19 protein-coding genes are annotated in these 24710 nt (G+C 71.8%); 5 read left to right on the forward strand and 14 right to left on the reverse strand.

From position 1 onward, the window contains the following. Window positions 1–170: 170 nt before the first annotated feature. Window positions 171–533 carry an HNH endonuclease gene (locus ABD295_RS06430; protein ID WP_344302846.1) on the forward strand — a complete coding sequence of 121 codons (363 nt, stop codon included), beginning with the start codon at window positions 171–173 and terminating at the stop codon, window positions 531–533. Between the two features lie 13 nt (window positions 534–546). Here ABD295_RS06430 and ABD295_RS06435 read toward each other — a convergent pair whose 3' ends face one another. Together ABD295_RS06435 and ABD295_RS06440 are read right to left on the reverse strand one after the other, a co-directional pair. Then, entirely contained in the window at window positions 547–1662 is a 1116-nt protein-coding gene (locus ABD295_RS06435) for an amidohydrolase family protein (protein ID WP_344302847.1), read from the reverse strand. Further along, on the reverse strand, window positions 1659–3101 hold the full coding sequence (locus tag ABD295_RS06440) for an APC family permease (protein ID WP_344302848.1): 1443 nt from the start codon (window positions 3099–3101) through the stop codon (window positions 1659–1661). The genes ABD295_RS06435 and ABD295_RS06440 overlap by 4 nt, the downstream gene beginning before the upstream one ends. Before the next feature lie 58 nt (window positions 3102–3159). Between ABD295_RS06440 and ABD295_RS06445 the strand changes: the two genes are divergently transcribed. Next, window positions 3160–4554, forward strand: a complete 1395-nt coding sequence (locus ABD295_RS06445; RefSeq protein ID WP_344302849.1) for a type I glutamate--ammonia ligase — start codon at window positions 3160–3162, stop codon at window positions 4552–4554. 398 nt (window positions 4555–4952) lie between these two features. Here ABD295_RS06445 and ABD295_RS06450 read toward each other — a convergent pair whose 3' ends face one another. The 6 genes from ABD295_RS06450 to ligD (ABD295_RS06475) form a co-directional block, all read right to left on the reverse strand. Further along, complete coding sequence (locus tag ABD295_RS06450) at window positions 4953–5888, reverse strand: bifunctional helix-turn-helix transcriptional regulator/GNAT family N-acetyltransferase (protein WP_344302850.1); 936 nt, start codon at window positions 5886–5888, stop codon at window positions 4953–4955. Window positions 5889–5920: 32 nt separating this feature from the next. After that, the gene (locus ABD295_RS06455; protein ID WP_344302851.1) at window positions 5921–7255 is read right to left on the reverse strand and encodes an MFS transporter; all 1335 of its coding nucleotides are present in this window, start codon (window positions 7253–7255) and stop codon (window positions 5921–5923) included. Between the two features lie 61 nt (window positions 7256–7316). Next, window positions 7317–8078 (reverse strand): glycoside hydrolase family 16 protein, encoded by a 762-nt coding sequence (locus ABD295_RS06460; protein WP_344302852.1) that lies wholly within the window; start codon window positions 8076–8078, stop codon window positions 7317–7319. Between the two features lie 45 nt (window positions 8079–8123). After that, on the reverse strand, window positions 8124–9458 hold the full coding sequence (locus ABD295_RS06465; RefSeq protein WP_344302853.1) for a calcium-binding protein: 1335 nt from the start codon (window positions 9456–9458) through the stop codon (window positions 8124–8126). Between the two features lie 110 nt (window positions 9459–9568). Further along, complete coding sequence (gene ligD, locus ABD295_RS06470) at window positions 9569–10486, reverse strand: non-homologous end-joining DNA ligase (RefSeq protein WP_344302854.1); 918 nt, start codon at window positions 10484–10486, stop codon at window positions 9569–9571. Then, window positions 10486–11424 carry a non-homologous end-joining DNA ligase gene (gene ligD, locus ABD295_RS06475; RefSeq protein WP_344302855.1) on the reverse strand — a complete coding sequence of 313 codons (939 nt, stop codon included), beginning with the start codon at window positions 11422–11424 and terminating at the stop codon, window positions 10486–10488. The genes ligD (ABD295_RS06470) and ligD (ABD295_RS06475) overlap by 1 nt, the downstream gene beginning before the upstream one ends. A gap of 85 nt (window positions 11425–11509) precedes the next feature. Between ligD (ABD295_RS06475) and ku the strand changes: the two genes are divergently transcribed. Continuing rightward, on the forward strand, window positions 11510–12427 hold the full coding sequence (gene ku / locus ABD295_RS06480; RefSeq protein ID WP_344302856.1) for a non-homologous end joining protein Ku: 918 nt from the start codon (window positions 11510–11512) through the stop codon (window positions 12425–12427). A gap of 98 nt (window positions 12428–12525) precedes the next feature. Here ku and ABD295_RS06485 read toward each other — a convergent pair whose 3' ends face one another. Both ABD295_RS06485 and ABD295_RS06490 read right to left on the reverse strand, forming a co-directional pair. Then, complete coding sequence (locus tag ABD295_RS06485) at window positions 12526–13425, reverse strand: carbohydrate kinase family protein (protein WP_344302857.1); 900 nt, start codon at window positions 13423–13425, stop codon at window positions 12526–12528. Window positions 13426–13432: 7 nt separating this feature from the next. Continuing rightward, entirely contained in the window at window positions 13433–14347 is a 915-nt protein-coding gene (locus ABD295_RS06490; protein WP_344302858.1) for a pseudouridine-5'-phosphate glycosidase, read from the reverse strand. Window positions 14348–14399: 52 nt separating this feature from the next. Between ABD295_RS06490 and ABD295_RS06495 the strand changes: the two genes are divergently transcribed. Together ABD295_RS06495 and ABD295_RS06500 are read left to right on the forward strand one after the other, a co-directional pair. Next, entirely contained in the window at window positions 14400–15152 is a 753-nt protein-coding gene (locus ABD295_RS06495) for a sulfite exporter TauE/SafE family protein (RefSeq protein ID WP_344302859.1), read from the forward strand. 86 nt (window positions 15153–15238) lie between these two features. Continuing rightward, window positions 15239–16171, forward strand: coding sequence for an alpha/beta fold hydrolase (locus ABD295_RS06500; protein ID WP_344302860.1), 933 nt, complete (start codon window positions 15239–15241; stop codon window positions 16169–16171). A gap of 61 nt (window positions 16172–16232) precedes the next feature. On the opposite strand, the gene ABD295_RS06505 is transcribed toward ABD295_RS06500, so the two are convergent. The 4 genes from ABD295_RS06505 to ABD295_RS06520 form a co-directional block, all read right to left on the reverse strand. Next, window positions 16233–17303 carry an ABC transporter permease gene (locus ABD295_RS06505; RefSeq protein ID WP_344302861.1) on the reverse strand — a complete coding sequence of 357 codons (1071 nt, stop codon included), beginning with the start codon at window positions 17301–17303 and terminating at the stop codon, window positions 16233–16235. A gap of 11 nt (window positions 17304–17314) precedes the next feature. Further along, on the reverse strand, window positions 17315–18214 hold the full coding sequence (locus tag ABD295_RS06510) for an ABC transporter ATP-binding protein (RefSeq protein WP_344302862.1): 900 nt from the start codon (window positions 18212–18214) through the stop codon (window positions 17315–17317). Between the two features lie 101 nt (window positions 18215–18315). Continuing rightward, window positions 18316–19695 (reverse strand): amidase, encoded by a 1380-nt coding sequence (locus ABD295_RS06515; protein WP_344302863.1) that lies wholly within the window; start codon window positions 19693–19695, stop codon window positions 18316–18318. A gap of 7 nt (window positions 19696–19702) precedes the next feature. Beyond that, entirely contained in the window at window positions 19703–24643 is a 4941-nt protein-coding gene (locus ABD295_RS06520) for an NAD-glutamate dehydrogenase (protein WP_344302864.1), read from the reverse strand. Between the last annotated feature and the right edge of the window lie 67 nt (window positions 24644–24710).

Here is a 24710-nt window from a genome sequence, read left to right on the forward strand (position 1 = left end):
AGCCGTGCCCTCGGTCGTCCACAGCCCGGACGGTGACTGGTCACCGGGCTCGCACGGTGACCGCAGCGGGCGGTGGCCCAGGCCGGATCTGCGGCCAGAACCCGTCTGTCTCAACGCCACGTGCGCTCGGCCTCCCCGAGGAGACCGGCCGATCGCTCTAGGCTCGGCGGGTGCCTGCCACCCCGACCCGACGGCCCGTCACCCGAAAGGCGCGGATCGCCAAGCGCCGCCGGCGCCGGGTGGCGGCAGCGATCAACGACCTCACCGAGACCCAGTGGCTGGCCCTCATGGAGGCGTGGGCGGGGTGCGCCTACTGCGGCAACCCCGACAGCGCCCTGCAGAAGGACTGCGTGCTGCCGATCTCGCGCGGCGGCCGCTACACCCTCGACAACGTGGTGCCCGCGTGCCGCAGCTGCAACGCCAGCAAGTGCAACGACGAGGTCACCGGGTGGCTGCGGCGCAAGCGGCTCGACGAACGGGCCTTCCTGACCCGGCTGGTCGAGGTGCGCTGGCTGCTGGTCGGCACGCTCTGAACGAGCGCGGGCCTCAGTCGAGGGCGTACGCCCGGCGCGCGTTGTCGCCGGCGACCAGGCGGCCGACGTACGCCCCGTCGGCGGCGGTCATGTCACCAGCGGCGACGAGGTCGTCGAGCACCCCACCGAGCCCGGCGCGGAAGAGCAGCGCCCCGATCAGGTAGAGCTCGGCCAGTCCGTAGGCGTCGGTGGAGAAGAGCAGCTTGCCGAAGGGCGCGAGCTCGAGCGTCTCTGCGTAGAGGGTGCGCGACAGGGCACCCGTGTTGTGGGTCGACAGGCCGAGGTCGAGGAAGACGTGGTCGAAGACCTGGGCCAGGTAGCCGGCGTTGCGGTGGTAGGGGTAGCTGTGCAGCAGGAGCACCGGCACCCCACGCTCTTGTGTCGCGCGCAGGAACGCCGTCAGCCGGAGCGGGTCGCAGTCGAGCAGGTCGAGGTCGCTGTCGCCGTACCCGACATGGAACTGCAAGGGCAGCCCGAGCTCGAGCGCCGTGTGCGCGAGCCAGGCGCTCACCGGCATCGACACCAGGCGGAGGGGGCTGGCACCAGCCAGCGCGCGATCGAGCTCGACTGCCGAGGGCTTGGCGGCGGGCAGCCCGAGGCCGACGCGGTACGCCGCGATCGACTTCGCCCCGACGGCGCCGGCGCCCTGCGCCGACCGCAGCCGCGCGACGACGTCACCGGCGAAGTCGGACGTGCCGGCTCGCAGCACCTGCTCGGCGACCTGCTCGAGCCGCACGATCTCGCGCGCCGTGCCGCCGGCGATGCCCGCCAGCTCGTCCGGCCCGCAGATGACCCCCTCCCCCAGGCCCGTGTCGACCAGAAGCGTGTCGATGCCGGCGGCGGACATCAGGCGGCGGTTGACCTCGGCGGCGCCGAGCTCGAGCCGTCGGGCGAGGTAGGCCTCGGCCGGTGCGAGCGGCTCGAGGTCGAGCAGCGGGGAGCAGTGTCGCCGGATCGCCAGCCCGAGCATCGAGTCGAAGAGCGTGGTGCCGAGAGGCGAGGGACCCACCGCCTCGTTCATCAGCGCCTCGAAGCCCGCGCGGTCGAGGTCGGTCAGGACCAGCCCGTGGCAGTGGTGGTCGACCAGCGGGCCCCAGTCGGGGAGCACCGATGCGGGAGGAGAGGTCATCGATCTGCGGTCTCGTCGCGGTCCAGCGTGGCCAGCCCGACACCGAGCCGCTGCGCGAAGCCGGGCACCGCGAAGGCGACGACCGTGACGAGCGCGAGCCAGCCGAAGGCCACGACCGGGAACCACCGCGGCGAGCCCTCGGTGGGATAGGGGATCACGTTGCGATAGATGGTGTAGCCGAGCATCACCAGCGCGAGGACCGGCACGCCCACCTCGTACGCCGGCACCCGGATCCGCTTGTCGACGAGGATCAGCTTGAGCAGACCCAGGGTGGCGAGCACGTAGGCGACCAGCAGGATGAGCGTGCCGATCGTGCCGCTCCACAAGAACGTGTCGAACGGCTCGGCGTCGAAGAACACCGCGCACACCAGCGCGATCGCGGCCACGGCGCTGGCCACCGCCACGGCCGCGGCGGCAGGCGTCTCGTTGCCGCCCGTGCGGCCAAGCGCGTGCCCGGGCGACAGGTCGCGGGTGATCGCGAAGAGCAGGCGGCTCGCCCCGACCACGCACGCCAGGCAGCAGCCGAAGGCGCTGATGCACGCGCCGAGAGTGATCAGGTCGCCCATCCACGCGCCGATGTACGACGCCCCCAGTTCACCCATCAGCGCGGGCGAGGAGACGAACCGCTCGACCCCTTCGGGCGTCGAGGTGAACGCCATCATCTCGATCGCGGTGACGACCGTGAAGAAGACGCCGCCGAAGAGCGCCGTCCAGAGGATGGCCCGCGGGATGTCGCGCCTCGGGTCCCTGGCCTCCTCCCCGAGGGTCGCCGCCGCCTCGAAGCCCGCGAAGGACAGCAGGCCGAAGATGATGCCGAGGAAGAGCGTGGACGAGTCGGTGCCTTCCTGGATCTTGAAGACGTCCAAGGTGAACGACGCGTCGCCCGGCGCCGTACCGGCCAGCATCCGCACGAGCACGACCGCCGCGATCACCAGGATGAGCGCGACGGTCGCGCCTTCGACCGTGAGCAGGATGCTCGCCGCGCGGCGGGCGGGCACGACGGTGAGCGCCAGCGCGAGCAGCAGGCCGACGGCTCCGACGAGGAAGCCCGCCCACCACGGCTGGTCGGTCCAGACGCCGATGATGTCGAGGAACGACGCGCCGAAGATGCCGGTCGCCGACGCTGTCACCAACGCGTAGAAGACATACGTGCCCATCAGCCCCAGGCCCGCCACGGCTCCCGCCCGCGCGCCGAGGGTCGCGCCCGCGAAGACGTAGACCGAGCCCGCGTGCTGGTAGTGCTGGCAGAGGCGGACGAACACGTGAGCGATGAGCAGCACCGCGATGGCGGCGAGCAGGAAGGCCAGGGGCGTCGCCCGGCCGACCAGGCCCGCCGTGCCCTGGGGGTTGATGTTGGCCGCCATCGACGGCGCCATCAGCGCCACCGAGATGCCGACCGCCTGCCAGACCGAGAGGCTGGGACGCAGGCCGCGGTGCACGTTCGGAGTCTGGTCGCCGCCCTATTCTCTTGTCCACCGGTGCCGGAGGGAGCCCGACATGACCGAGCCCGTGCTGGACGAGGCCGAGCGCGAGAGTCGACGAGTCCACGCTGAGGAGCTGGTGCCCGGTCTCGCCGATGCCGGCATCGTGGCAGTGGCGACGTCGTTCGTCGACAACGCCGGCATCTCGCGCGCGAAGTCGGTGCCGCTCGACCGGCTGCCCTACCTCGCCTCGTGGGGCGTCGGCTTCTCCCCGTCGTTCGACTTCTTCCGCGGCGACGACTGGGTGGCCGCGCCTGCGACGGGTGAGGGACCGGTCGGCGACCACCGCATCGTCCCGGACCTCGACCGGCTCGTCGTGCTGGGGGCGCAGCCCGGCTGGGCCTGGGCGCCGGGCGAGCGCTGGGAGCAGTCAGGAGCGGCGTACGCCGCCGACAGCCGGCTGCTCCTGCGGCGACTCGTCGGCTCGCTGGCCGAGCGTGGGCTCTCGGTCCGCGCCGCCTACGAGATCGAGTGGGTGGTGTCCGCGGGGACCGGTGACGAGCACGCGCCCGCCACGCTGGGGCCGGCGTACGGGCTGACCCGGCTGGCGGAGCTGTCGGACTACTGCCGGGACGTGCTCACGACCTTGGCGGGCCAGGGTGTGGTCGTGGAGCAGTTCCACCCCGAGTACGCGCCGGGCCAGCTCGAGCTGTCCGTGGCGGTCGAGGACCCGATCGGGGCCGCCGACACCAGCGTGCTCGTGCGGCACACCATCCGCGCGGTCGGGCTGCGCCATGGACTGCGCACGTCCTTCAGCCCCAAGGTCGACGCGGCCGGGGTCGGCAACGGCGGCCACGTGCACCTCAGCCTCTCGCGGGACTTTCGCAACCTGATGAGCGGCGACGAGCAGGGGCTGCACGGCCAGACCGACGAGGGCCAAGGCTTCGCCGCGGGCATCCTCGAGCACCTGCCGGGGCTGCTCGCCCTGGGGGCTCCGTCCGCGGCGTCGTACCTCCGGCTGGTGCCGCAGCACTGGGCCGGGGCCTACGCCTGCTGGGGCCTGGAGAACCGGGAGGCAGCGCTGCGGTTCGTCACCGGGTCGGCCGGGCAGGAGTCCTCGGCGGCCAACCTCGAGGTCAAGTGCGTCGACCTGCACGCCAACCCCTACCTCCTGCTCGCCGGCTTGCTCGTGGCCGGCACCGCAGGCCTGGACAGCGGCGCGCGCCTCCCGGCGCCCGTCGACGTCGACCCGGCGTCGCTGGGCGACGACGTCCTGGCCGAACGGGGGGTCCAGCGGCTCCCCGTGGACCTGCGGGCCGCGCTGGACGCCTTCCTGGCCGACGAGATCCTCACCGCGGGGTTGGGCGCAGCGCTGGTGACAGGGATCCGAGCGGTCCGCGAGTCCGAGATCGAGCGCTTCGACGGGGTCGCCCCCGAGGACGTCGCCGCCGCGAGCAGATGGGCTCACTGAGCGTCATTTCGCGGCTGGACGCCCCGGCCCGGCTGCTTGGTCAGCGGGTCAGAGCCCGATCTGAACGTGCGAACTTGACGGTCGCCTAGACGGTTCACGGCAGATTTCGCTGCCTACAGAGAAAAAATCGAGGAAATCCTCGTCATTTCGCATCATGGACCCACATTCATGACGTTTCATTGGCGTTAACGACGCGAGATCCGGGGGGACTCGCGAAGTTGAGAAGACGTGGCTCCACAGATCCGGGGGGACTGTGGGACTGCAACCGCGGTGGTCGCTCTGCGACCACGCTGTAGTGAGCTGCAACGAGGCAGGGTGCTTGGTTCGGGGGGACCGAGCACCCTGCCTCTCAGCATTTCGGCGCCCCAGCATTTCGGCGCCCCAGCATTTCGGGGGTCTCAGCACTTCGGGACCGGAGTCTGGGGCCGGACCTGGAGCGCCTTCACGAACCACGCCTGCGCGTAGGGGTTGTCGTTGTAGCGCTCGATGGCGGCGTAACCAGCCCGCTCGTACATCGCGATCGCCTCGCCGAGCGTGCCGTTGGTGTCGAGCACGACGCGGTCGTGACCGAGCCCTGCACCCACGGCCTCCAGATGGCGCAGCAGCCGCGACCCGAGCCCGGCTCCGCGCCAGTCGGGGTGCACCCACATCCGCTTGATCTCCGCGACCGAGCCGTACGCCGCCGTGTCGATGGTCTGCACGCCGCCACACGCCACCGGTCGACCGTCACTGGTCGCGATCACGAACCTGCCCCGCCCCGGCGCCATCGCGACGGCGTCGTCAGCGCGGGCGTCGGTGGCGTCGAAGCCTCCTGGGAAGCGCCGGTCGAGCTCGGCGAAGTAGTGCTCGACCGCCTCGACGGCGCTCGGCGCGGCCGGGTCGACGTCGCGCAGGTGCACCGTGGCGGCCCGGACCAACAGGTCGGCGGCCGCCAGCGCCTCCACCAGGCGGCCGCGCTGCCGCTCGGTGAGCGGCGCGAGCAGGGCCTCGGCGAGCTCCTCGGACCGTTGGTCGAGCCGACGGCGCGTCGACCGGCCGCGCGCGGTCAGGGTCACCCAGCGGCGGCGCCGGTCGCTGCGGTCGGGCCGCACGTCGACCAGCCCCCGCGCCTCGAGCGTGCGCAGCAACCGGCTCAGGTAGCCCGAGTCGAGGTCGAGCCGGTCGCGCAGCTCGCGGACGGTCGCCCCGCCCCTGCCGGAGGGAGCCGACCCGATCTCGAAGACCAGCCGCGCTGCCCCGAGGGGCAGCCCCAGACCGAGGAACGACTCGTCGAGCGCGCCGATGCGCTGGGTGTAGGTGCGGTTGAACCGCCGCAGGGTCTCCGTGCCGTCCATTCTCTGACTTTAGTCAGAGATTGTGCCCGGCCTCAATGGTCCACAAGCTCCCGTGCCACCCGGTCCTCGCGCACGAGAGGGCGGAGCAGCGGGACGCCCGCCAGGGGCAGGAGGGCGAGCAGCGCCAGGCTGGCCGGGATGCCGAAGAGGTCGCCGAGGCCGGCCACCGCGGCCGAGCCGACGCTCCCGCCGACCAGGAACACCAGGGTGGCGATGCCGAGGGCGACGCCGCGTACGTCGCTGGGCACGGCGGCGCCGACCGCGGCGCCGAGCGTGGGCTGACCGAAGCCGAACGCCACCGCGACCAGCGCCATCGAGAACACCAGCACCGGTGCGGACACCCACGACGTGCCGAGTGCCGCCATGACGAGGGCGACCGCAGCCAGCACGCCACTGACGACGAGGGTGAGAGGCACCCCGATCCGGACGTGCACCGGCGCGACGAAGCGCGGCAGGATCAGCGCGATGACAGCACTGGGGACGAGCAGCACCCCCACCTGCCAGGTCTCCCAGCCGGCGTGGACGAGCACCACCGGCACGCCGACGAGCGAGCCGAACCACGCGGCCGGCACCGCCGCCGCGGCCGCGGCGCCGCGGACGACCGTGGGGTTGCGGATCACCGTCTCCGGGAGGAAGCCGTCGGGCCGGCGGCGGACCCAAGCGGCCACGGCAGGGATGCCCAGCACGATCAGCAGACCACCGACCACGGCCACCAGCACGCCGGTCGTCGGCGACTGCACGAGCAGCACGCCACCGCCGGCGGTCAGGGCCACCAGGGCGGCGCCGAGGACGTCGAGACGGTCGCCGGTGCCGCCGCGAGTCAGGTCACGCCACAGGAACGGAAGCACGACCGTGCTGAGGACCGGGATCGCCATCACGGCACGCCAACCCAGCAGGTTGGTGACGAGGCCGCCGGCCAGCGGGCCCAGGCAGGTGATAGCCGCAGCCGTCCCCGCGAGGCGGGCGAGCGCCAGCCCGCGCAGCGCGCCGTCGTACCGCAGCGTCAGGATCGCCATGCCGAGCGTCGGGATCGCCGCGGCCCCGGCTCCCTGGAAGAGCCGCGCCGCCAGCAGGACGGGGAACGTCGGCGCCACCGCAGCGACGAGCGCGCCACCGACCATCAGTGACAGCCCGACGAGCAACGGCGTGCGGATGCCGACCAGGTCGGCCACGCGGCCGTAGAGCGCGGTCGTGATGGCCAACGTCAGGACGTAGAGGCTGATCGACCATGCGGCGACGCCCACGCTCACGCCGAGGTCGGCGGCGAGCCCGGGCAGCACGATCGTGGCCGAGGACGACCCCATCCCGGCGATGCCGAACAGCACGCCCAGGAGCACGGGGATCCGGCGCGGCGTCGAAGTGGGCACGACCGGTGACAACCAGGCGGCAGACGCGGGCATTCCGGCCCGCCCGACCGAACCGGTCGGCTCAGGACGGCCGGGTGCTGATCCAGTCGAGGCGCATCGAGGGCACGTGGCGGTCGACGGCCGGGTCCCCGGTGGCATCGTCGGGGAAGTCGAAGACGCCGATCATGACCTGCAGCGGGTACGCCGGCGGCCGCGGCGTCCGGCGCACGAGCTCACCATCGACCGTGAACACCGCCTCGTCGGCGTCCCAGTCGACGGCGTAGGTGTGCAGCTCGGAGGGATCGATCGGGAGCCGCGGCGCGGCGAAGTCGTGGACGAGCCGGGGGTCGCGGAGCTGCTTGAGCCCCATCCCCACCTCAGCGGACCCGTCACGCACGGCGTTCCCGAAGATCTCGACGACGCAGATCTCGCCGCACCTCTCGGGCTCGTCCTCGAAGCCGCACAGCCACAGCGCCGCCATCGAGCGTGGCGTGATGTCCATCGAGCAGCGCACCTCCAGGTGCCCGCCGTCGGTCAGGAAGCCCTCGAAGCGTTCCTGCTCCTCGCGCACCTTCTGACCGACGAAGATCGCCTGCTGACCGATCGTGCTGCCCACAGGTCCCGAGTGGTTGCCCGACATCATCCCGGACACCCTCAACGGCGTCGGGTGCTCCTCAGGACACCAGAGCGGGTGGTCCTGCGGGAGGTCGAGCACGAGACAGGAGTCCTCGAGGCGGTACGACGCCGCCGCGGCTGTGCGGGACGACCACACCGGCAGGTAGGACGGCACCCAGACCGAGGTGTCCAGCTCGGGTCCGTCAAAGTCGTCTCGCCAGCCGCTCACGCAGGCCACCGTGCCAGCGTCGCCGCTGACCGTCCAGGCTGCGCCTCAGCTCTCGCAGGGGTCCTGCGCGGGAGACCACTCGACCGAGCGGCACGTGTCGCGACCGCCCCCGGGACGGGCCGAGTCGAGGCCCGCTCCCCCGTCGATCACGTCGTCGCCCGGCCCGCCGAAGACCCGGTCGTCACCGCCGCCCATCCGTGCGACCACGCGCGACTCGTCCAGGAACGGACCGTAGACGGTCTCGTCGCGGCTCGTGCCACGCACCTGCCACGTGCCCTCTGGCACGCCGACGATCTCAACGCCGCTCACCGAACCGCTCGCGCGCTCGTTGCCGGCGGTCGACGCGACGATGCGTGCGCGCCTCAGGTTCACGGTCCCCGTCGTCGAGCGGGCGAGCGTGCCGCCCTTGCTGACCGAGATGTTCAGCTCGTCCTGGCCGGAGTTGCCTTGGACTCGGGTCTCGAGGTCCTGGTCCACCACCACGGCGACGGAGAGCTCGTCGTCGCCCGTGCCTCCCCCCACGATGGAGGGACCGAAGAGGTCCTCGATCCGGTCGTCGCCGGGCCCGCCGCGCGAGGTGTCGGTGCCCCGCCCGGGCTCGATGTTGTCGTTGCCGGCGCCGCCGGAGAAGTAGTCGTCGTCGCGCGTCGCGCTCGGCGAGCCGATGTCCTGCTGGTCCACCAGGTTGTCGCGACCCCCGCGTCCGTCGACGAAGTCGTCGCCCGAGAACGCCACGATCGAGTCGATGCGGTTGGTGCCGATGATGACGTCGTCGAAGTCGCTGCCGTGCACCTCGACACGGCCTTCGAGCAGGATGGTGTCGGTGCCCTCGCCGTAGCCGATGCCACGCTCGAGATCGATGATCACGCCCACCAGGGAGTCGCGGTAGCTGATGGTGTCAGGCAGGAAGCCGCCGCCCACGTCGGTGTGCTTGTCCCACCCCGGGTCGATGACGTCGTCGCCCGGGCCGCCGGCGAGGACGTCGCCGACGTTGGTGGCCGGCTGGTCCTCGCGGGGACGCAGGCCGTTGCGCTCGCCGTACAGCCGGTCGTTGCCGTCCTGGCCGTCCAGCTTGTCGGTCCCACGGCCACCGCACACGATGTCGTCGCCCGCTCCGGCGTTCACGGTGTCGTCACCCTTCAGCGCCACGATCACGTCGGGGCCGGGCGTCCCGGCGAGCACGTCGTCGCCGGCCGTGCCGACGATCGTCGCCGCCAGGCCCTGGCACGTGAGGCTGTTCGCCGCTGAGACAGGCGCCCCCGAGACAGGCACCGCCGAGACAGGCGCCGCCGAGACGGGCGCGACCGGCCCGCCCAGCACCGACGTCGGAACTGCCACGAGGGCGATCACTGCGAGCAAGCGGAGGTGCAGTCGGTTCATGTGTCCTCGAGATCCGGGAGGCGCAGGTGGACGGGTCTGTGCTCACTACGACGCTGTCGGGCGCTGAATGGTTCGCTCCGGCGGACGACGAGCCGCAGCGCGAGACAGCCTCAAGGCGCGTCGAAGAGGTCGCCCAGGTCGTCGACGCGCTCCAGCACCGCCTCGAAGCGGAACTGCTCGAGGTCCAACGGGTCCTCGGCGCCCGCCTCGACCTCCTCCCACGACAGCGGGGTGGCCACGGTCGGCTTGTCCTTCCCGCGCAGGGAGTACGGCGTCAGCGTGGTCTTGGAGCCGGCGTTCTGCGACCAGTCGAGGAAGACCTTCCCCGTGCGGCGTGACTTGGTCATCGTGGCGGTCACCAGGGAGCCGTGCTCGCCCTGGAGCTCCTCGGCGATCTCCTTGGCCAGCGCGGAGGTCTCGTCGGAGTTCAGCTTGCCGGGCAACCCGGCGTACAGGTGGATGCCTTTGCTCCCGCTGGTCACCGCCGTCGCCTCGAGGTCGCGCTCGGCCAGCTTCTCGCGCACGAGCAACGCCACCTTGGCGCACTCGTGCAGGCCGGCGGGCTCACCCGGGTCGAGGTCGACGACGAGGCGGTTGGGGTTCTTGGGCTGGCCGTTCTTGCCGACGGTCCACTGGTGCACGTGCAGCTCGAGCGCGGCCAGGTTGGCCATCCAGGTCAGCGTCGCCAGGTCCTCGACGATGGGGAAGACAAGCGTGTCGCCGTTGCGCGACGGTCCCCGGCTGCCGGTCGTCGGGACCTTGGCCGTGCGCACCCAGGACGGCGTACCGGCCGGCACGTTCTTCTCAAAGAAGCTGGCCTGGTGGGTGCCGTGCGGCCAGCGCACGCGCGTGACGGCGCGGTCCTTGAGGTGCGGGAGCAACGTCGGGGAGATGCGGGCGTAGTAGTTGAGCACCTCGCCCTTCGTCGTGCCCGTCTGGGGATAGAGCACCTTGTCGAGGTTGCTCAGCTTGAGCGTGCGTCCCTCGACGTCGACGTGGACCTCGGTGCCGGACTTCTCGGGGGCCATCACAGATCAGCCGCCGTGAGGTCGCTGCGGACGCCGCGGTACGACGGCTGCCGCAGCCGTTGGTTGCGCGCGGTCGCGTGGCTGTCGACGTCGATGACGACGACCGGGTCGACCCAGTGAGTGCCGAGCGCGTCCACCCTGGGCACCTCGTCGTCGAACGGGCTGTCGGTGCGGGCGAGGCCGGCGAGCAGCCCCGTCAGCAGCCGACTCGCCTTGCCGCCGATCCCGCTGCCGACACGGCCGCGGTACATCAACCCGTCGGCGGTGGGCTCCCCCACCAGGAGCGCGGCGAGGTGTCCGGCCGACGAGCCCTCCTGCGGCCGCCAGCCGCCCACCACGAACGAGGCGCTCAGCCGGTGCGCGAACTTCTGCCAGTGGGGGGTGCGCGAGTCGAAGGTGTACGTCGACCGGCGGCGCTTGCTGACGATGCCCTCGAGTCCCTGCTGCAGCGTGGCGTCGAAGAGCATCGCGCCGTCGTCGTACACCGCCGGCACCTGCCAGGCCGAGCCCCCCTCGATCGAGCCGAGCCCGAGCCCCTCGAGACGTCGGCGCCGCTCGTCGAGCGAGAGCCCGCTGAGGTCCTCGCCGTCGAGGCGGAGCAGGTCGAAGACCATGTAGGTCGCCGGCACGGTGCTCATCAACCGCCGCGCGGTCGTGGCGTTGCGCACGTGCATGCGGTCCTGGAGCACGCGGAAGTCGGGGAGCCCGTGCTCGTTGAGCGCGATGATCTCGCCGTCGACGAGCACGTCGCGGTCGGCCAGCGGCGAGGTGCTCAGCTCGGGCCAGGCGATGGTGATGTCGTTGCCGTTGCGGCTGTACATCCGCACGCGCCGGTCGCGGACGTCGGTGAGCGCGCGGACGCCGTCCCACTTGACCTCGTGCACCCACTCGTCGCCGGTGGGCACGTGGGTCCCCTTGGACGCGAGCATCGGACGCATGGGGCCATTCTCGCGTGTCGCTGGTCGGGTCGAGACCACCTTTGAGTGCGAGGCGACCGTCCCTGCCGCGTGCCACACTGGCCCCATGCGTGCGATCTGGAAGGGCGCGGTCTCGTTCGGGCTGGTCAGCGTGCCCGTGAAGCTCTACAGCGCCACCGAGTCCCATGACGTGTCCTTCCGCCAGGTGCACGCCAAGGACGGCGGCCGCATCAAGTACCAACGCGTCTGCTCGATCGACGGCGAGGAGGTGCCGTACTCCGACATCGCCAAGGGTTTCGAGACCGAGGACGGCGAGATGGTCATCCTCACCGACGAGGACATGGCCGAGCTGCCGTCGACGTCCTCGCGCGAGATCGCGGTGGAGAAGTTCGTGCCCAGCGACCAGATCGACCCGATGACGCTCGAGAAGTCCTACTACCTCGAGCCGGAGAAGACCGGCGCCAAGCCCTATGCCCTGCTTCGTCAAGCGCTCAAGGACGCCGACCGGATGGCCGTGGTCACGGTGGCGTTGCGCAACCGCACGACGATCGCGGTGCTGCGCGTCAAGGACGACGTGATCGTGCTCCAGACCATGATGTGGCCCGACGAGATCCGCCGGCCCGACTTCAACATCGAGGGCGGCGACATCAAGCCGGCCGAGGTCAAGATGGCCAACATGCTGGTCGAGACGCTGGCGGGCGACTTCGACGCCAGCGAGTTCGAGGACGACTACGCCGACGCCGTCAACGCGGTGGTCAAGGCCAAGATCGAGGGCGGGGAGGTCAAGAGGACCGCCACCTCCACCAAGTCCTCCGGCGAGGTCGTCGACCTGCTCGCCGCCCTGCAGCGCTCCGTCGAGGCCGCCCAGAGCTCCCGCGGCGAAGGCGCTGCCGACAAGGGGTCCGAGGACGAGAAGCCGGCCGAGAAGACCGCGGCGCAGAAGACCGCGAAGAAGTCCACCGCCAAGAAGGCCACCGCCAAGAAGTCCACCGCCAAGAAGGCCGCGAAGAAGAAGGCCAGCTAGCACGTCCGGGGCACGGGGGTAGCTTCCCCGCTTGGGCGGGGAAGCCGGACGTTCCAGGCGGATGCTTCCGCCACGAAGTGACAGCTTCCCCGGGAGGTTCAGCGCGGCCGTGCGCCCACGGTCGCCACCGCGCGGCTGGCCAGCGAGTTGGCCGCCGCCATCGCGTCCGGGAGATCGAGACCTCCGGCGAGGGCGCCGAGCAGTCCCGCGGCGAAGGCGTCGCCGGCGCCGGTGACGTCGACGGGTCCGGGCGGCGGAGCGGGTACGGCGGACGCGGTGACCACGGCGTCCCCCGAGCAGGCGAGCGCGCCTGCCGGCCCGAGCGTGATGACGACGAGGTCGTGGTCGAGGGCCAGGGCGCGCGCCGCCCGCTCCGGATCCGCCTCGCCGGTCAGGAGCACCGCCTCGTCCAGGTTGGGCAGCAGCAGCTCGACGCCTTCGACGAGCCGGCGGAAGCGAGCCGGACCGTACGTCGCCAGCAGCTGCGCCGACCCGGGGTCCACCGACCGCACGACCCCGAAGGCGGCTGCCCGGTCGAGCAGCGCGTGCCACTCGGTGTCGCGAGGAGTGCTCTCGACGGACGGGCTCATGAGGGGGTGCCCGGTCAGGTGGAGGCGCTCAGCCCCGGAGAGCAGGTCGTCCGACACCGACTCCGGCCCCGTCTCGACGTTGGCTCCCCTGCTGGTGAGCATGGTGCGCACCGAGCCGTCGGAGATCACCACGATCGCGCCGGTCGGCAGGTCGCTGCCGTGCAGGGCCGCGTCCACGCCGGCAGCGGCCAGCACCGCCCGATGATGCGCGACGTCGTCGTGGTGGACGGTGCCCACGAAGGCGACGTCAGCACCCGACGCCGCCAGCCAGCAGGCCGTGTTGGCCGCCGAGCCGCCGCCGCTCCGCTCGATCGTGCTGGGCGTGTCGGTGTCGACGTTGATCGGCCCGTGCGGACGGACGATCACGTCGTCGATCAGGTCGCCCACGACCACCACGCGACCCTTCATCGCGTGGTCATCGGCTCGACGCGGCGTACGCCGTCGCGATCTCGGTGGCCACGCGGACGTTGTTCCGCGCGAGCGCCAGGTTGACCTCCAGCGACCGTCCGCCGGACGCGTCGACGATGAACGACAGCAGGAACGGTGTCACCGCCTTGCCGCGCAGCCCGGCCGCCTGGGCCGCGTCGAGCGCCTCGCCGAGCACGCGGTCGTGCTCGGACGGGTCCCACTGCTCGTCAGCGGGCACCGGGTTGGCGACGACCAGCCCGCTCGCTGCTGCCCCTGCCGCCCGGGCCTCGTCCTGAGCGCGCAGGATCGCGGCGACCTGCTCGGCGGTGTCGACGCGCCAGTCGAGCGCGTACGCCGACTCGCGCAGCCAGAAGCTCGGGAACACCTCGGTGCCGTAGCCGACCACCGGCACGCTCAACGTCTCCAGCCGCTCGAGGGTCGCGGCGACGTCGAGGACGCTCTTGACGCCGGCCGACACCACGGCGACCGGGTGGGTCGCGAGCGCCCCGAGGTCGGCCGACTCGTCGTACGTCGTCGCCGCTCCCCGGTGCACGCCACCGAGGCCGCCGGTGGCGAACACCCGCACCCCCGCCCGGGCGGCGAGGTGCACGGTCGACGCGACGGTCGTCGCCGCGCTCCCCCCGCGGGCCGCCAGGACGGGGAGGTCGCGGATGCTCGCCTTGGCCATGTCCTCCAGCGCGATGCGCTCGACGCCGGCGTCGTCGAGGCCGACACGCGGCACGCCGTCCAGGACGGCGATCGTGGCCGGGGTGGCGCCGGCGTCCCGCACGAGGGACTCGAAGTCGCGCGCCGCCTCCAGGTTGCGTGGGCGGGGCAGGCCATGGCTGATGATCGTGGACTCGAGCGCGACGACCGGCCGGCCGTCGGCCAGCGCGTCGGCGACCTCCTCGGAGAGCAGCACCCGCGCAGCCTAGGCGGTGTCGCCGGTCCAGGGACGCCTAAGGTGTGGCCCCGTGACCTGGGGCGAGACGTTGGCGGTGCTCGCCGCCGGGCTCGGCTCCGGGATCGTCGTCTCGACCGTCGGTGTCGCGAGCCTGATCAGCTTTCCGGTGCTGCTCGCGATCGGCCTGCCGCCGGTGGTCGCCAACGCGTCCAACACCGTCGGGCTGGCCCCGGCCGGACTGAGCGGGTCGTTCGGCTACCGCGAGGAGCTGCGCGAGCACCCGCGCGTCACCCTGGCGGTCCTCGGCACCTGCTCGATCGGGGCGGTGGCCGGCGCCGCGCTCCTGCTGACCATGCCGCCCGGCGTCTTCGAGGCCGTCGTGCCGTGGCTGATCCTGCTGGCCTGCCTCGCGGTCGGCGGGCAGCCGCTCCTGGCGCGCTGGCTCGACCGGCAGAGGGACGACTCACCCGACAAGGTGCTCACCCCCGCGACGGCTGCCTGGTCGACGCTCACGGGTGTGTACGCCGGGTACTTCGGCGCCGGAGCAGGCGTGATGATGATCGCGGTCATGGCGATCGGGCTCGACCTCGACCTCCGCCTCGCGACCGCCCTCAAGACCCTGTCGATCCTGGTCTGCAGCGTCGTCGCCGGGATCGTCTTCGTGGTGGCGGGCGAGCTCGACTGGCACGTCATCGGACTGCTCTGGTCGGGCGGGGTCGTCGGCGGCTACGTCGGCGCGCGGGTGGGGCGCCGGCTCCCCGAGACGCTGCTACGGGTGCTCGTCGTGATCTCGGGCGTCGTGGCCTTCGTCTCGCTCGTCTAGGCCCGCACGCGGTGTCCGACGAGCGGTCTCAACGGCCGTGACCCGGCCGCGACCCGGCCGTGATCCGCGCGGTCCACACTCGGGGAATGCTGCTCCGACCCCGCGGCCCGGCGTTGGCCCTCGGTGGCCTGGTGGTGGCGCTCGCCGGATGCGGCGGTGGCGACCCGGCTGCCTCGCCGGAGCCCACGGCATCGACGGACTCAGCGGACTCATCGCCGGAGTCATCCCCGGAGTCATCCCCGGACTCATCGCCGGAGTCATCCCCGGAGTCATCCCTGGAGCCGTCCCCGACCAGGGCTGCGTCCCTGGCCCTCGAGTGCCACGGCGACGGCGCGCCGACGGTCGTCTTCGAGGCCGGGCTGGACACCAGCGGCGACGCCTTCGCCGGCCTCGTCGAGCGGATCCCCACGTCCATGCGCGTGTGCACCTACGACCGGGCGGGCGTCGGGGCGAGCCCGCCTCTGGCCGTCACCGATCCCGCCCCCTGGCCGGGCAGCTCGGCCGACGCGCTGGTCGAGGCTCTGGCAGCCGCGGGCGAGCAGGCACCGTACGTCGTCGTGGGCTGGTCGTACGGCGGCATGGTCGCGCAGGCCTTCGCCACCAGGCATGCCGACGTGACCGCCGGGCTGGTGCTCGAGGACTCGTCGGTCCCCGAGCAGCTCGAGGACCCGGAGTGGGGTGACATCGCCTGGGTGGACGGCGGCCGCGACGTCGACACCCGCAAGACGGTCGCGCAGCTCTCGGAGATCGACCTCGGCGACCTCCCCGTCATCGTGCTGACCCAGGACCGGCTGCCCCGGCGGCTGGCGACGCTGTGGGACGCCTACCACGATCGCCTCGCTGGGTCGTCCACCGACGCCGTGCACGTGCGCGCCGTCGGCGGGTCGCACGAGCTGCACGAATCCGCCCAGGACCTCGTCCTTCAGGCGGTCGAGGAGGTCGCGGCGGCGGCCGCGGCCGGCGAGCCGCTCAAGCCGTGCGACGACCGCTTCGCCGACGTCGGCGGCCGCTGCCTCTAGGGCGCACCTGCGCTCGAGGGTCCCGACTGTCCGCTCGCCTGGCTCGCTGCGCGACCACCTGTCACGCCGTCTCCCAGCGGAACAGCTTCGCCGCGAGGCCGGTCACCACCACCGCGAACGCCGCGAGGATGCCCATCGGCACGAGCGCCGCGGTCCAGGGCTCGCCGCGGACCATCACGTCGAGCATGCCCTCGTTGAGCCAGCGCAGGGGCAGGAGGTGCGAGACCGTCTGGAGCCACGCCGGTGCCGCGTCGAGCGGGAAGAACGACCCGCTCAGGAACGCCATCGGCAGCACCAGGAAGTTGGCCATGTTGACCGCCCCCTCGGTGGTCTTGGCGACCGCGCCCGACAGCAGGCCGATCGCCATGAAGCACAGCGTGCCGACGACCAGGAGCGGGATGGCGACCGGCCACGCACCGGTGAGCTGCAGCCCGAACGCCGCCGCGCCGAGACCCAGGAAGATCGCCATCTGCACCAACGCGATCCCGATGGTCACCGAGACCCGCGCCGCCACCACAGTGCCCGTCGACACGGGTGCGAGCTGGAGGCGGCGCAGCAGCTTGGAGCTGCGCCAGCCGTTCAGCGTCGCGGCCGCGCCGAAGGACGCGCTCATCGCGATCGCCCAGCCGAGCAGGCCCGGCGTGACGAACTGGATCGTGCTCAGGGAGTCGTCCTCGACGCGTTCGGTCTTCAGCGTGTACGCCGGCGGCGCCCCGCTCAATGCGACGTTGGTGCCGTCGACGAAGGCACGCAGCGTCCCTTGCACGATCGCGGCCTTGACCTGCTCGGCCTGCGTGTAGTGGGCGACGATCTCCCCGCGCTGCTCCTCGATGGCCACGTCGGCGTCGCCCTTGCGCACCTGCTCGAGCGCCGCGTCGAGGTCGGACTCCTCGGTGATCTCGAAGGTCTCGTCGAAGGCGGTCTTGGCCTCCGCCGGCATTTCGTCGACGAGGCTGACGTCACCGACCTGGATCATCTCGATCCTCGACTGGTCCTGGTCGCTGAAGATGCCGCCGAAGAGCACCAGGAACATCAGCGGGAAGATGAGTGCGAAGAACACCGAGGCCTTGTCGCGCACGAACCCGCGCATGATCGCCAGCGACAGGCTGGCGAAGGCCCCGCCCGAGCCCACCCGCCCCGCCCTCACGCCCGGTACTCCCGCCCGGTCGTGGCGAGGAAGACGTCCTCCAGCGTGCCCGCATGCACGCGTACGCCGTCCAGGGCACCTCGAGCCGCGAGCTCGGTCAGCACCGCCGCGGGTGCGCGCGTGGCCAGGACCAGGCCGTCCGTCGTCTGCTCCACCGACTCGACGCCGTCGAGCCGCTCGGCGTCCTCGCGCGGCATCGACTCGGGCAGGACCGTGATCCGCGTCGCCGCGTCGAGCCCGCGGACCAGCGCCGCGGGCGAGTCGAGCTGCAGGATCCTGCCCTGGTCCATGATCGCGACCCGGTCGCAGAGAGCCTCCGCCTCGTCCATGTAGTGCGTGGTGAGGACGACGGTCCGCCCGGAGTCGTTGAGCCCGTCGAGGAGGTCCCAGAGGTTGCGGCGGGCCTGCGGGTCGAGCGCGGCCGTCGGCTCGTCCAGGAACACGATGTCCGGCTCGTGCACCAGCGCGCAGGCGATGGAGAGCCTCTGCATCTGGCCTCCCGACAGCGCCTCCACCCGCGTGGAGGCCTTGTCGACCAGGCCGACCCGCTCGATCCACTCGTCGACCTTGGCCGGCCTCACGCCGTACAACGCACCGAAGGTCGCGAGCTGCTCGCGCGCCGTCAGCCGCTCGAAGAACGACGACGCCTGGAGCTGCACTCCCATCCGCGGCAGCAGCGCCGGGTTGCGCGGCCACGGCTGCTCGCCCAGGACGCGGACCTCACCGGCGTCCGGGCGGCGCAGCCCCTCGATCATCTCGAGCGTGGTCGTCTTGCCCGCGCCGTTGGGGCCGAGGATCCCGAAGAACTCGCCCTCGGCCACCTCGAAGCCGACCGCGTCGACCGCCTTGGTCTCGCCGTACGACTTGGTCAGTCCGGCGACCTCGATGGCTCCCACGACCAGCCAACCTAGAGGGACCGACCTAAGTCAGGCCCGATGGGTCCCTCGGACTACCTGACTCAGACCGGCTATCTCGGGACGGGCCATCTCGGGAGGGGCTATCGCGGGAAGGGCCAGGGCCGCGCCGCCTCGATCTGCGCCGACAGCGACAGCAGCACCTCTTCGCCGTCGGTGGGCCCGACGAGCTGGACCGCGGTGGGCAGCCCGTCGTCCGCGAAGCCGGCCGGCACCGATGCGGCGGGGTTGCCCGCGACGTTCCAGAGGGCGGCGTAGGCGACGGTCGGCATCGATCCCAGGGAGGCACGGATCACGCCCTTGCCGATGAAGGCGCCGACCGCAGGCGGTCGGTTGGCCGTCACCGGTGTCATGAGAACGTCGACCTGCTCGAAGACGCGGTTGGCCTTGCGGGCCACCTTCTCGCCCTGGCGGATCCCCCAGTCGCGCACGCGGGGGGTCACCCAGAAGCCCCAGGTGTTGGCACTCCGGTTGCGCACGGAGAGCCGCTCAGGGTGCTCGAGCGCGTCCGTCTCGGCTCGGATGCTCGCGAAGAGCTGCGGCACGAAGGCAGCGGACGGATCGGGGTAGCGCGGGTCGACCTCGCGCACGTCGTGACCGAGGTCGACCAGCAGCCGCGCCGTCTCCTCCACGGCACGCACGTGTGCGGGATCGCACGTGACGCCGCGGGTGACGGGCTTCGTCGACCAGCCGATGCGCAGCCGCCCCGGCTCACGCCGAGCGGCCTCGACGAAGGAGCCGACCTCGCCGGCGCGGAAGAGGTCCGTGTCGGCGGCGCCGCGCACCACGTCGTAGACCAGCGCGCTGTCCAGCACCGACCGGGTCAGTGGGCCGGCGGTCCCCAGTGCCCACCACAGGTGCGGGTCGGGTGCGGTCGTGACCCGGCCGCGCTGGGGCTTGAGACCGAAGAGGCCGACGTACGACGCCGGCACCCGGATCGAGCCGCCACCGTCGCCTCCCATCGCCGCCGCGGCCATCCCCGTCGCGACCGCCACCGCACTGCCCGCGCTGGACCCGCCGGGCGAGCGGGCCGGGTCCCACGGGTTGCGCGTCGAGCCGTGCGCGTCGGAGTCACCGAAGGGCACGCTGCCGAACTCCGGCATGTTGGTCTTGCCGACGATCACCGCACCTGCCGCGCGCAACCGTCGCACGACCTCGGCGTCCGCAGCGGCGGGCGTCACGTTGCCCAGCCCTCCGAACGTCGTCACCGTCCCGGCGACGGCGATCTCCTCCTTGATGGCGATGGGTACGCCGTGCAGCGGTCCGAGCGGCTTGCGCGCGGCCACCACGAGGTCCCGCTGGGACGCTTCGACGCGGGCGGCGTCGGCGAGCAGCACGGTGATCGCGTTGAGCTCGGCGTTGTCCCGGGCGTAGGCGCCCAGGCAGCGCTCGAGCGCCGCCGACGCGGTGATGTCCTCGGCGGCGACGCCCGCAGCGGTCGACGCGACCGGGGAGCTGTCCATGCGGGGTCTAGCCCGCCAGCAGGCCGCGGACCAGCCGCAGCCCGACCGACATCCGGGCCAGATCGGCGGTCTCGTCGCGGCAGATCTCCTGGAGCGTCGCCACCGCGCGCGACACCACCACTTGGTCGTCGTCCTCCCACTCCGCGATCCGTTGGGGAGCGGGGTCGTCGGGCGAGGTCGTCTGCAGCACCTGCTGGGTCAGCTGGGCGTGCACGGTGTAGAGGTCGTCGCGCAGGGTCGCCCGCGCCATCGTCTGCCACCGGTCGTCGCGGGGAAGCGCGAAGATCCGCGACACGAGGGCAGGCAGGCCGAGCCGCTCGCCCAGCGCGAAGTGCACGCGCGCCACCTCGGCGGCGTCCACGCCCATCCGGTCCGCGACCTCGACCACGTTGAGCAGGTTGTACGCCGGGTGCAGCACCGCCACCCGAGCGGCCAGGTCCTCCGGGACCCCGGCGTCCACCAGCGCGTCGCGGCGCGAGACGAATGACGCGAGCTCGCTGCCCGACATCAGGTCGGGCAGCTGCGCCATCACCTCTTGGACCCGGTCGCGGAAGAAGTCGACGGTGGCCTGGCTGTCCAGAGGTGGGCGCCTGTTGGTGACCAGCCAGCGCGAGCAGCGCTCGACGAGGGTGCGCATCTCCGTGCGCATCCGCGTCTGCAGGGCGGCGTCCAGCTTGTTGTCGAGGGCGTTCAGCTCCTGACGCAACGCCAGCGAACCGAAGATCTCGCGCGCCACGAAGTTGGCGTTGGTCAGCTCGGCCGCCGACGCCCCCGTCTCCCCCGCCAGGCGCGGCCAGAAGGTCATGCCCGCGCCGTTGACCAGGTCGTTGACGACCTGGGTCACGATGATCTCGCGCCGCAGCGGGTGCTCCCCGATCTGCGTCTCGAAGCCCTCGCGGACGGGCGTGGGGAAGTAGGCCATCAGGTCGAGGTGCAGGTAGGGGTCGTCGGGCAGGTCGGAGGCGACCAGCTCCTCCGCCAGGACGATCTTGGTCCAGGCCAGCAGCACCGACAGCTCCGGCAGGCTGAGCCCCTCGCCCCGGTCGAGCCGCCGGCGCACCTCACGGGTGCTGGGCAGTCCTTCGAGCTCGCGGTTGAGGACGCCGTCGCCCTCGAGCTTCTTCATCCACGACTCGTGCACGTGGAGGAGACCCGTCGCGTTGGCGTCCGCGTTGGCCAGCGCGAGGTTCTGCTCGTAGTTGTCGCGCAGCACCAGCGCCGCGACCTCGTCTGTCATCTTCGCCAGGAGCGCGTTGCGCTGCTTCTCGGTGAGGTCACCGGCCGCCACCACGCGGTCGAGCAGGATCTTGATGTTGACCTCGTGGTCGGACGTGTCGACCCCGGCGGAGTTGTCGATGAAGTCGGTGTTGATCCGGCCGCCCTCGCCGCCTCGCCCCCGGCGGGCATACTCGATGCGCCCGAGCTGGGTGAGACCGAGGTTGCCGCCCTCCCCGACGCAGTGGCAACGCAGGTCCTCGCCGTCGACCCGGATCGCGTCGTTGGCCTTGTCGCCGGCGTCGGCGTGGGTCTCGTGCGAGGCCTTGACGTAGGTGCCGATGCCGCCGTTCCAGAGGAGGTCGACCGGCGCGAGCAGGATCGCCTTCATCAGCTCCGCCGGGGTCGTCGCCGCCACGTCGCCGGCGATCCCGAGCGCCGCGCGGACCTTCGCGTTGAGCGGGATCGACTTGGCCGAGCGCGCGTAGACGCCGCCCCCTTCGGAGATGAGGTCGCGGTCGTAGTCCTGCCACGACGAGCGGGGCAGGCCGAACAAGCGCTTGCGCTCGGCGTACGAAGTCGCGGCGTCGGGGTCGGGGTCGAGGAAGATGTCGCGATGGTCGAACGCGGCCACGAGACGGGTGTGCTCGGAGCAGAGCATGCCGTTGCCGAAGACGTCGCCGGACATGTCGCCGATGCCGACCGCGGTGAAGTCGGTCTCCTGACAGTCGATGCCGCGCTCGCGGAAGTGCCGCTGCACCGAGACCCACGCGCCGCGGGCGGTGATGCCCATGGCCTTGTGGTCGTAGCCGACCGAGCCGCCCGAGGCGAACGCGTCGCCGAGCCAGAAGCCGTAGTCCTTGGCCACCCCGTTGGCGATGTCGGAGAACGTCGCCGTGCCCTTGTCGGCCGCCACGACGAGGTAAGAGTCGTCGCCGTCGTGGCGTACGACGTCGCGCGGCGGCACCGTCTCGCCGCCGACGAGGTTGTCGGTGATGTCCAGCAGCCCTGAGATGAAGGTCTTGTAGCAGGCGATGCCCTCGGCCATCCACGCGTCACGGTCGGACGGGTCGGGGAGCTGCTTGCAGAAGAACCCGCCCTTCGCCCCGACCGGCACGATGACGGTGTTCTTGACCATCTGCGCCTTGACCAGACCGAGCACCTCGGTGCGGAAGTCGTCGCGGCGGTCGGACCAGCGCAGCCCACCTCGCGCGACGGCGCCGAACCTCAGGTGGACGCCCTCGACGCGCGGGGAGTAGACGAAGATCTCGAACTTCGGCCGCGGCTCGGGCAGCTCCGGGATCGCGGACGGGTCGAGCTTGAACGAGATGGCCGACCGGACTCCGCCGTCGGGCGCGGCTTGGAAGTAGTTGGTGCGCAGCGTCGCGCGGATCAACGTCAGGTAGGAGCGCAGGATCCGGTCGTGGTCCAGGGAGGCCACGTCGTCGAGCGCACGCCCGATCCGGTCGACGACCTCCTGCACCCGCGCGGTCCTGGCCTCCGCATCGGCCGCGAGGTTGTCGCGACCGGGGTCGAAGCGCGCCTCGAACAGCTGGACGAGCAGCCGGGTGATGTCGACGTTGGAACGCAGCGCGTCCTCGATGTAGTCGAGGGCGAACGGCGTGTTGCCCTGCTTCATGTACTTCGCGTAGGCACGCAGGACCGTCGCCTGACGCCAGGTCAGTCCGGCGCCCAGGACGAGCGCGTTGAAGCCGTCGGTCTCGTTGCGGCCTTCCCAGACCGCACGCAGGGCGTCCTGGAACCGCTCCCTGCTGTGCGTGGGGGTCTGGCCCACGTGGGTGCGACTGGTGAAGCGGAGGCCGAACTCGTAGATGTAGGTCGGCCTGTCGAGCTGGAGCTCGTAGGGCCGCTCGTCGATGACCTCCACACCCATCGACGAGAGCATCGGCAGCACCTCGGAGAGCGAGAGCGGCGACCCGACGCGGTAGACCTTGAGACGGGCCTCGCCCCGCCCGGCGTCGACCCGCTCGTAGAGGGACAGGTCGATGCCGTTGCCGTCGGGCCCGAGCTGCAGCGCCTCGATGCGGCCGAGGTCGACCGACGCCGTGCGCGCGCTGAAGTCCTCCTTGTAGGCCTCCGGGAACGCGTCGAGGTAGATCTTCGCGAGACGGGCGCCCCGCTCCTCGCCGAAGTCCGCCGTGATCGCCGAGGACAGGTCGTCGCGGTAGGAACGGGCCGCCTCGGTCAGCCGGCGCTCCAGGTCCTGGGTGTCGATCTCGGAGATCAGCTCGCCCTCGGGGGGCCGGACCACGAAGTGGACCTGGGCCATGTAGGCCTCGTTGAGACGCACGGTGAACTCGACGTTCCCGCCACCCAGTGCGTCGGCCAGGATCGTCGCCATCCGCTCGCGAACCGCGGTGTTGTAGCGGTCGCGAGGGAGGTAGACCAGGCACGACACGTAGCGTCGGTAGGTGTCGCGGCGCACGAAGAGCCGCAGGTGGCGCCGCTCACGGGTGAGCATCACCGCCTCCGCGATCGGGATCAGCTCCTCGATCGGGGTGAGGAAGAGCTCGTCGCGGGGATAGTTCTCGAGGACGTTGAGCAGCTGCTTGCCGGTGTGGCTGCGCGGCTCGATGCCGCACCGCTCCAACACCTGGTCGACCTTCTCCCGGAGCATGGGGACGCGCAGCACCGACTCGGTGTACGTCGCCGAGGAGAACAGGCCGAGGAACCGGCGCTCCCCCACCACGAGGCCGTCCTCGTCGAACTTCTTCACGCCGACGTAGTCGAGGTACGCCTGGCGGTGCACCGTCGCCTTGGAGTTCGCCTTGGCCAGCACGAGCAGCCGGGGCTCCCGGGCCCGGACGCGCACCGCCTCCGGCAGCTTCTGGAACGCCGTCGACTGCAGCTGGTCGCCGCGCAGGATGCCCAGCCCCGTGGCCGGGATGGCGCTGAGGGCGAGCTCGTCGCCGTCCTCCTCCAGGCTGTACTCGCGATAGCCGAGGAAGGCGAAGTGGTCGTCGCACAGCCACCGCAGGAAGCCGGTGCCGCGGGCCACCTCGGTCGGGTCCTGGAGCTGCGGCGGGTCGGCCTCGAGCTCCTCGACGATCTCGGCGAGCTTGGCCTGCATGCGCGGCCAGTCCTCGACGGCGTCGCGGACGTCGCGGAGCACCCGCTGCAGCCGGGCCTCGATGGCGGCGAGCTCGTCTTCGTCGGTGACGCGGTCGATCTCGACGTGCATCCACGACTCCTGGACCGTCTCGAGACCGCCCTGGTCAAGCTGTCCGGTGCTCTCGTGGTCGTTGGTGAGCGCGCTGCGCCCCTCCTCGCCGACGCGGACCTCGCGCAGGTCGCCCGCCACGTCGCGCACGACCTCGAAGAGCGGGTGGATGACCACGTGCACGGTCCGGCCGTCCTCGGCCAGCGCCATCGTGGTCGAGTCGACCAGGAACGGCATGTCGTCGGTCACGATCTCGACGACGGAGTGGGCGACGGCCGACCAGCCGTGCTCCGGCACGGTCGGGGTGAACACCCGCACCCGCGCGGTGCCCTGGGGCCTGCTGTGGGCCAGCTTGAAGTGGCTCGCGAGCGCGCCGTAGAGGTCGACGTCGCTGCGGTCCACGACGTCCTCGGGCGCGACGTGGCGGAAGTAGGCCCTGAGCAGCCCCGCCGCGGACTCGGCCGGCGGCCCGCCGGTGCCGCGGGAGCGCGCGGCAAGATCGGACGCCTTCGTCAGCAGGTCGGCCTTGTTGTCCTCGAGGGTGGAGGTCACAGGGCCCAAGTTAGTGCGTCGGCCTGGGAGCAACCAGCAGACGGGTGTCGCGACTGCCGGGCCCCGG

The organism is Nocardioides bigeumensis, assembly GCF_039531755.1.
Lineage (GTDB): Bacteria > Actinomycetota > Actinomycetes > Propionibacteriales > Nocardioidaceae > Nocardioides > Nocardioides bigeumensis.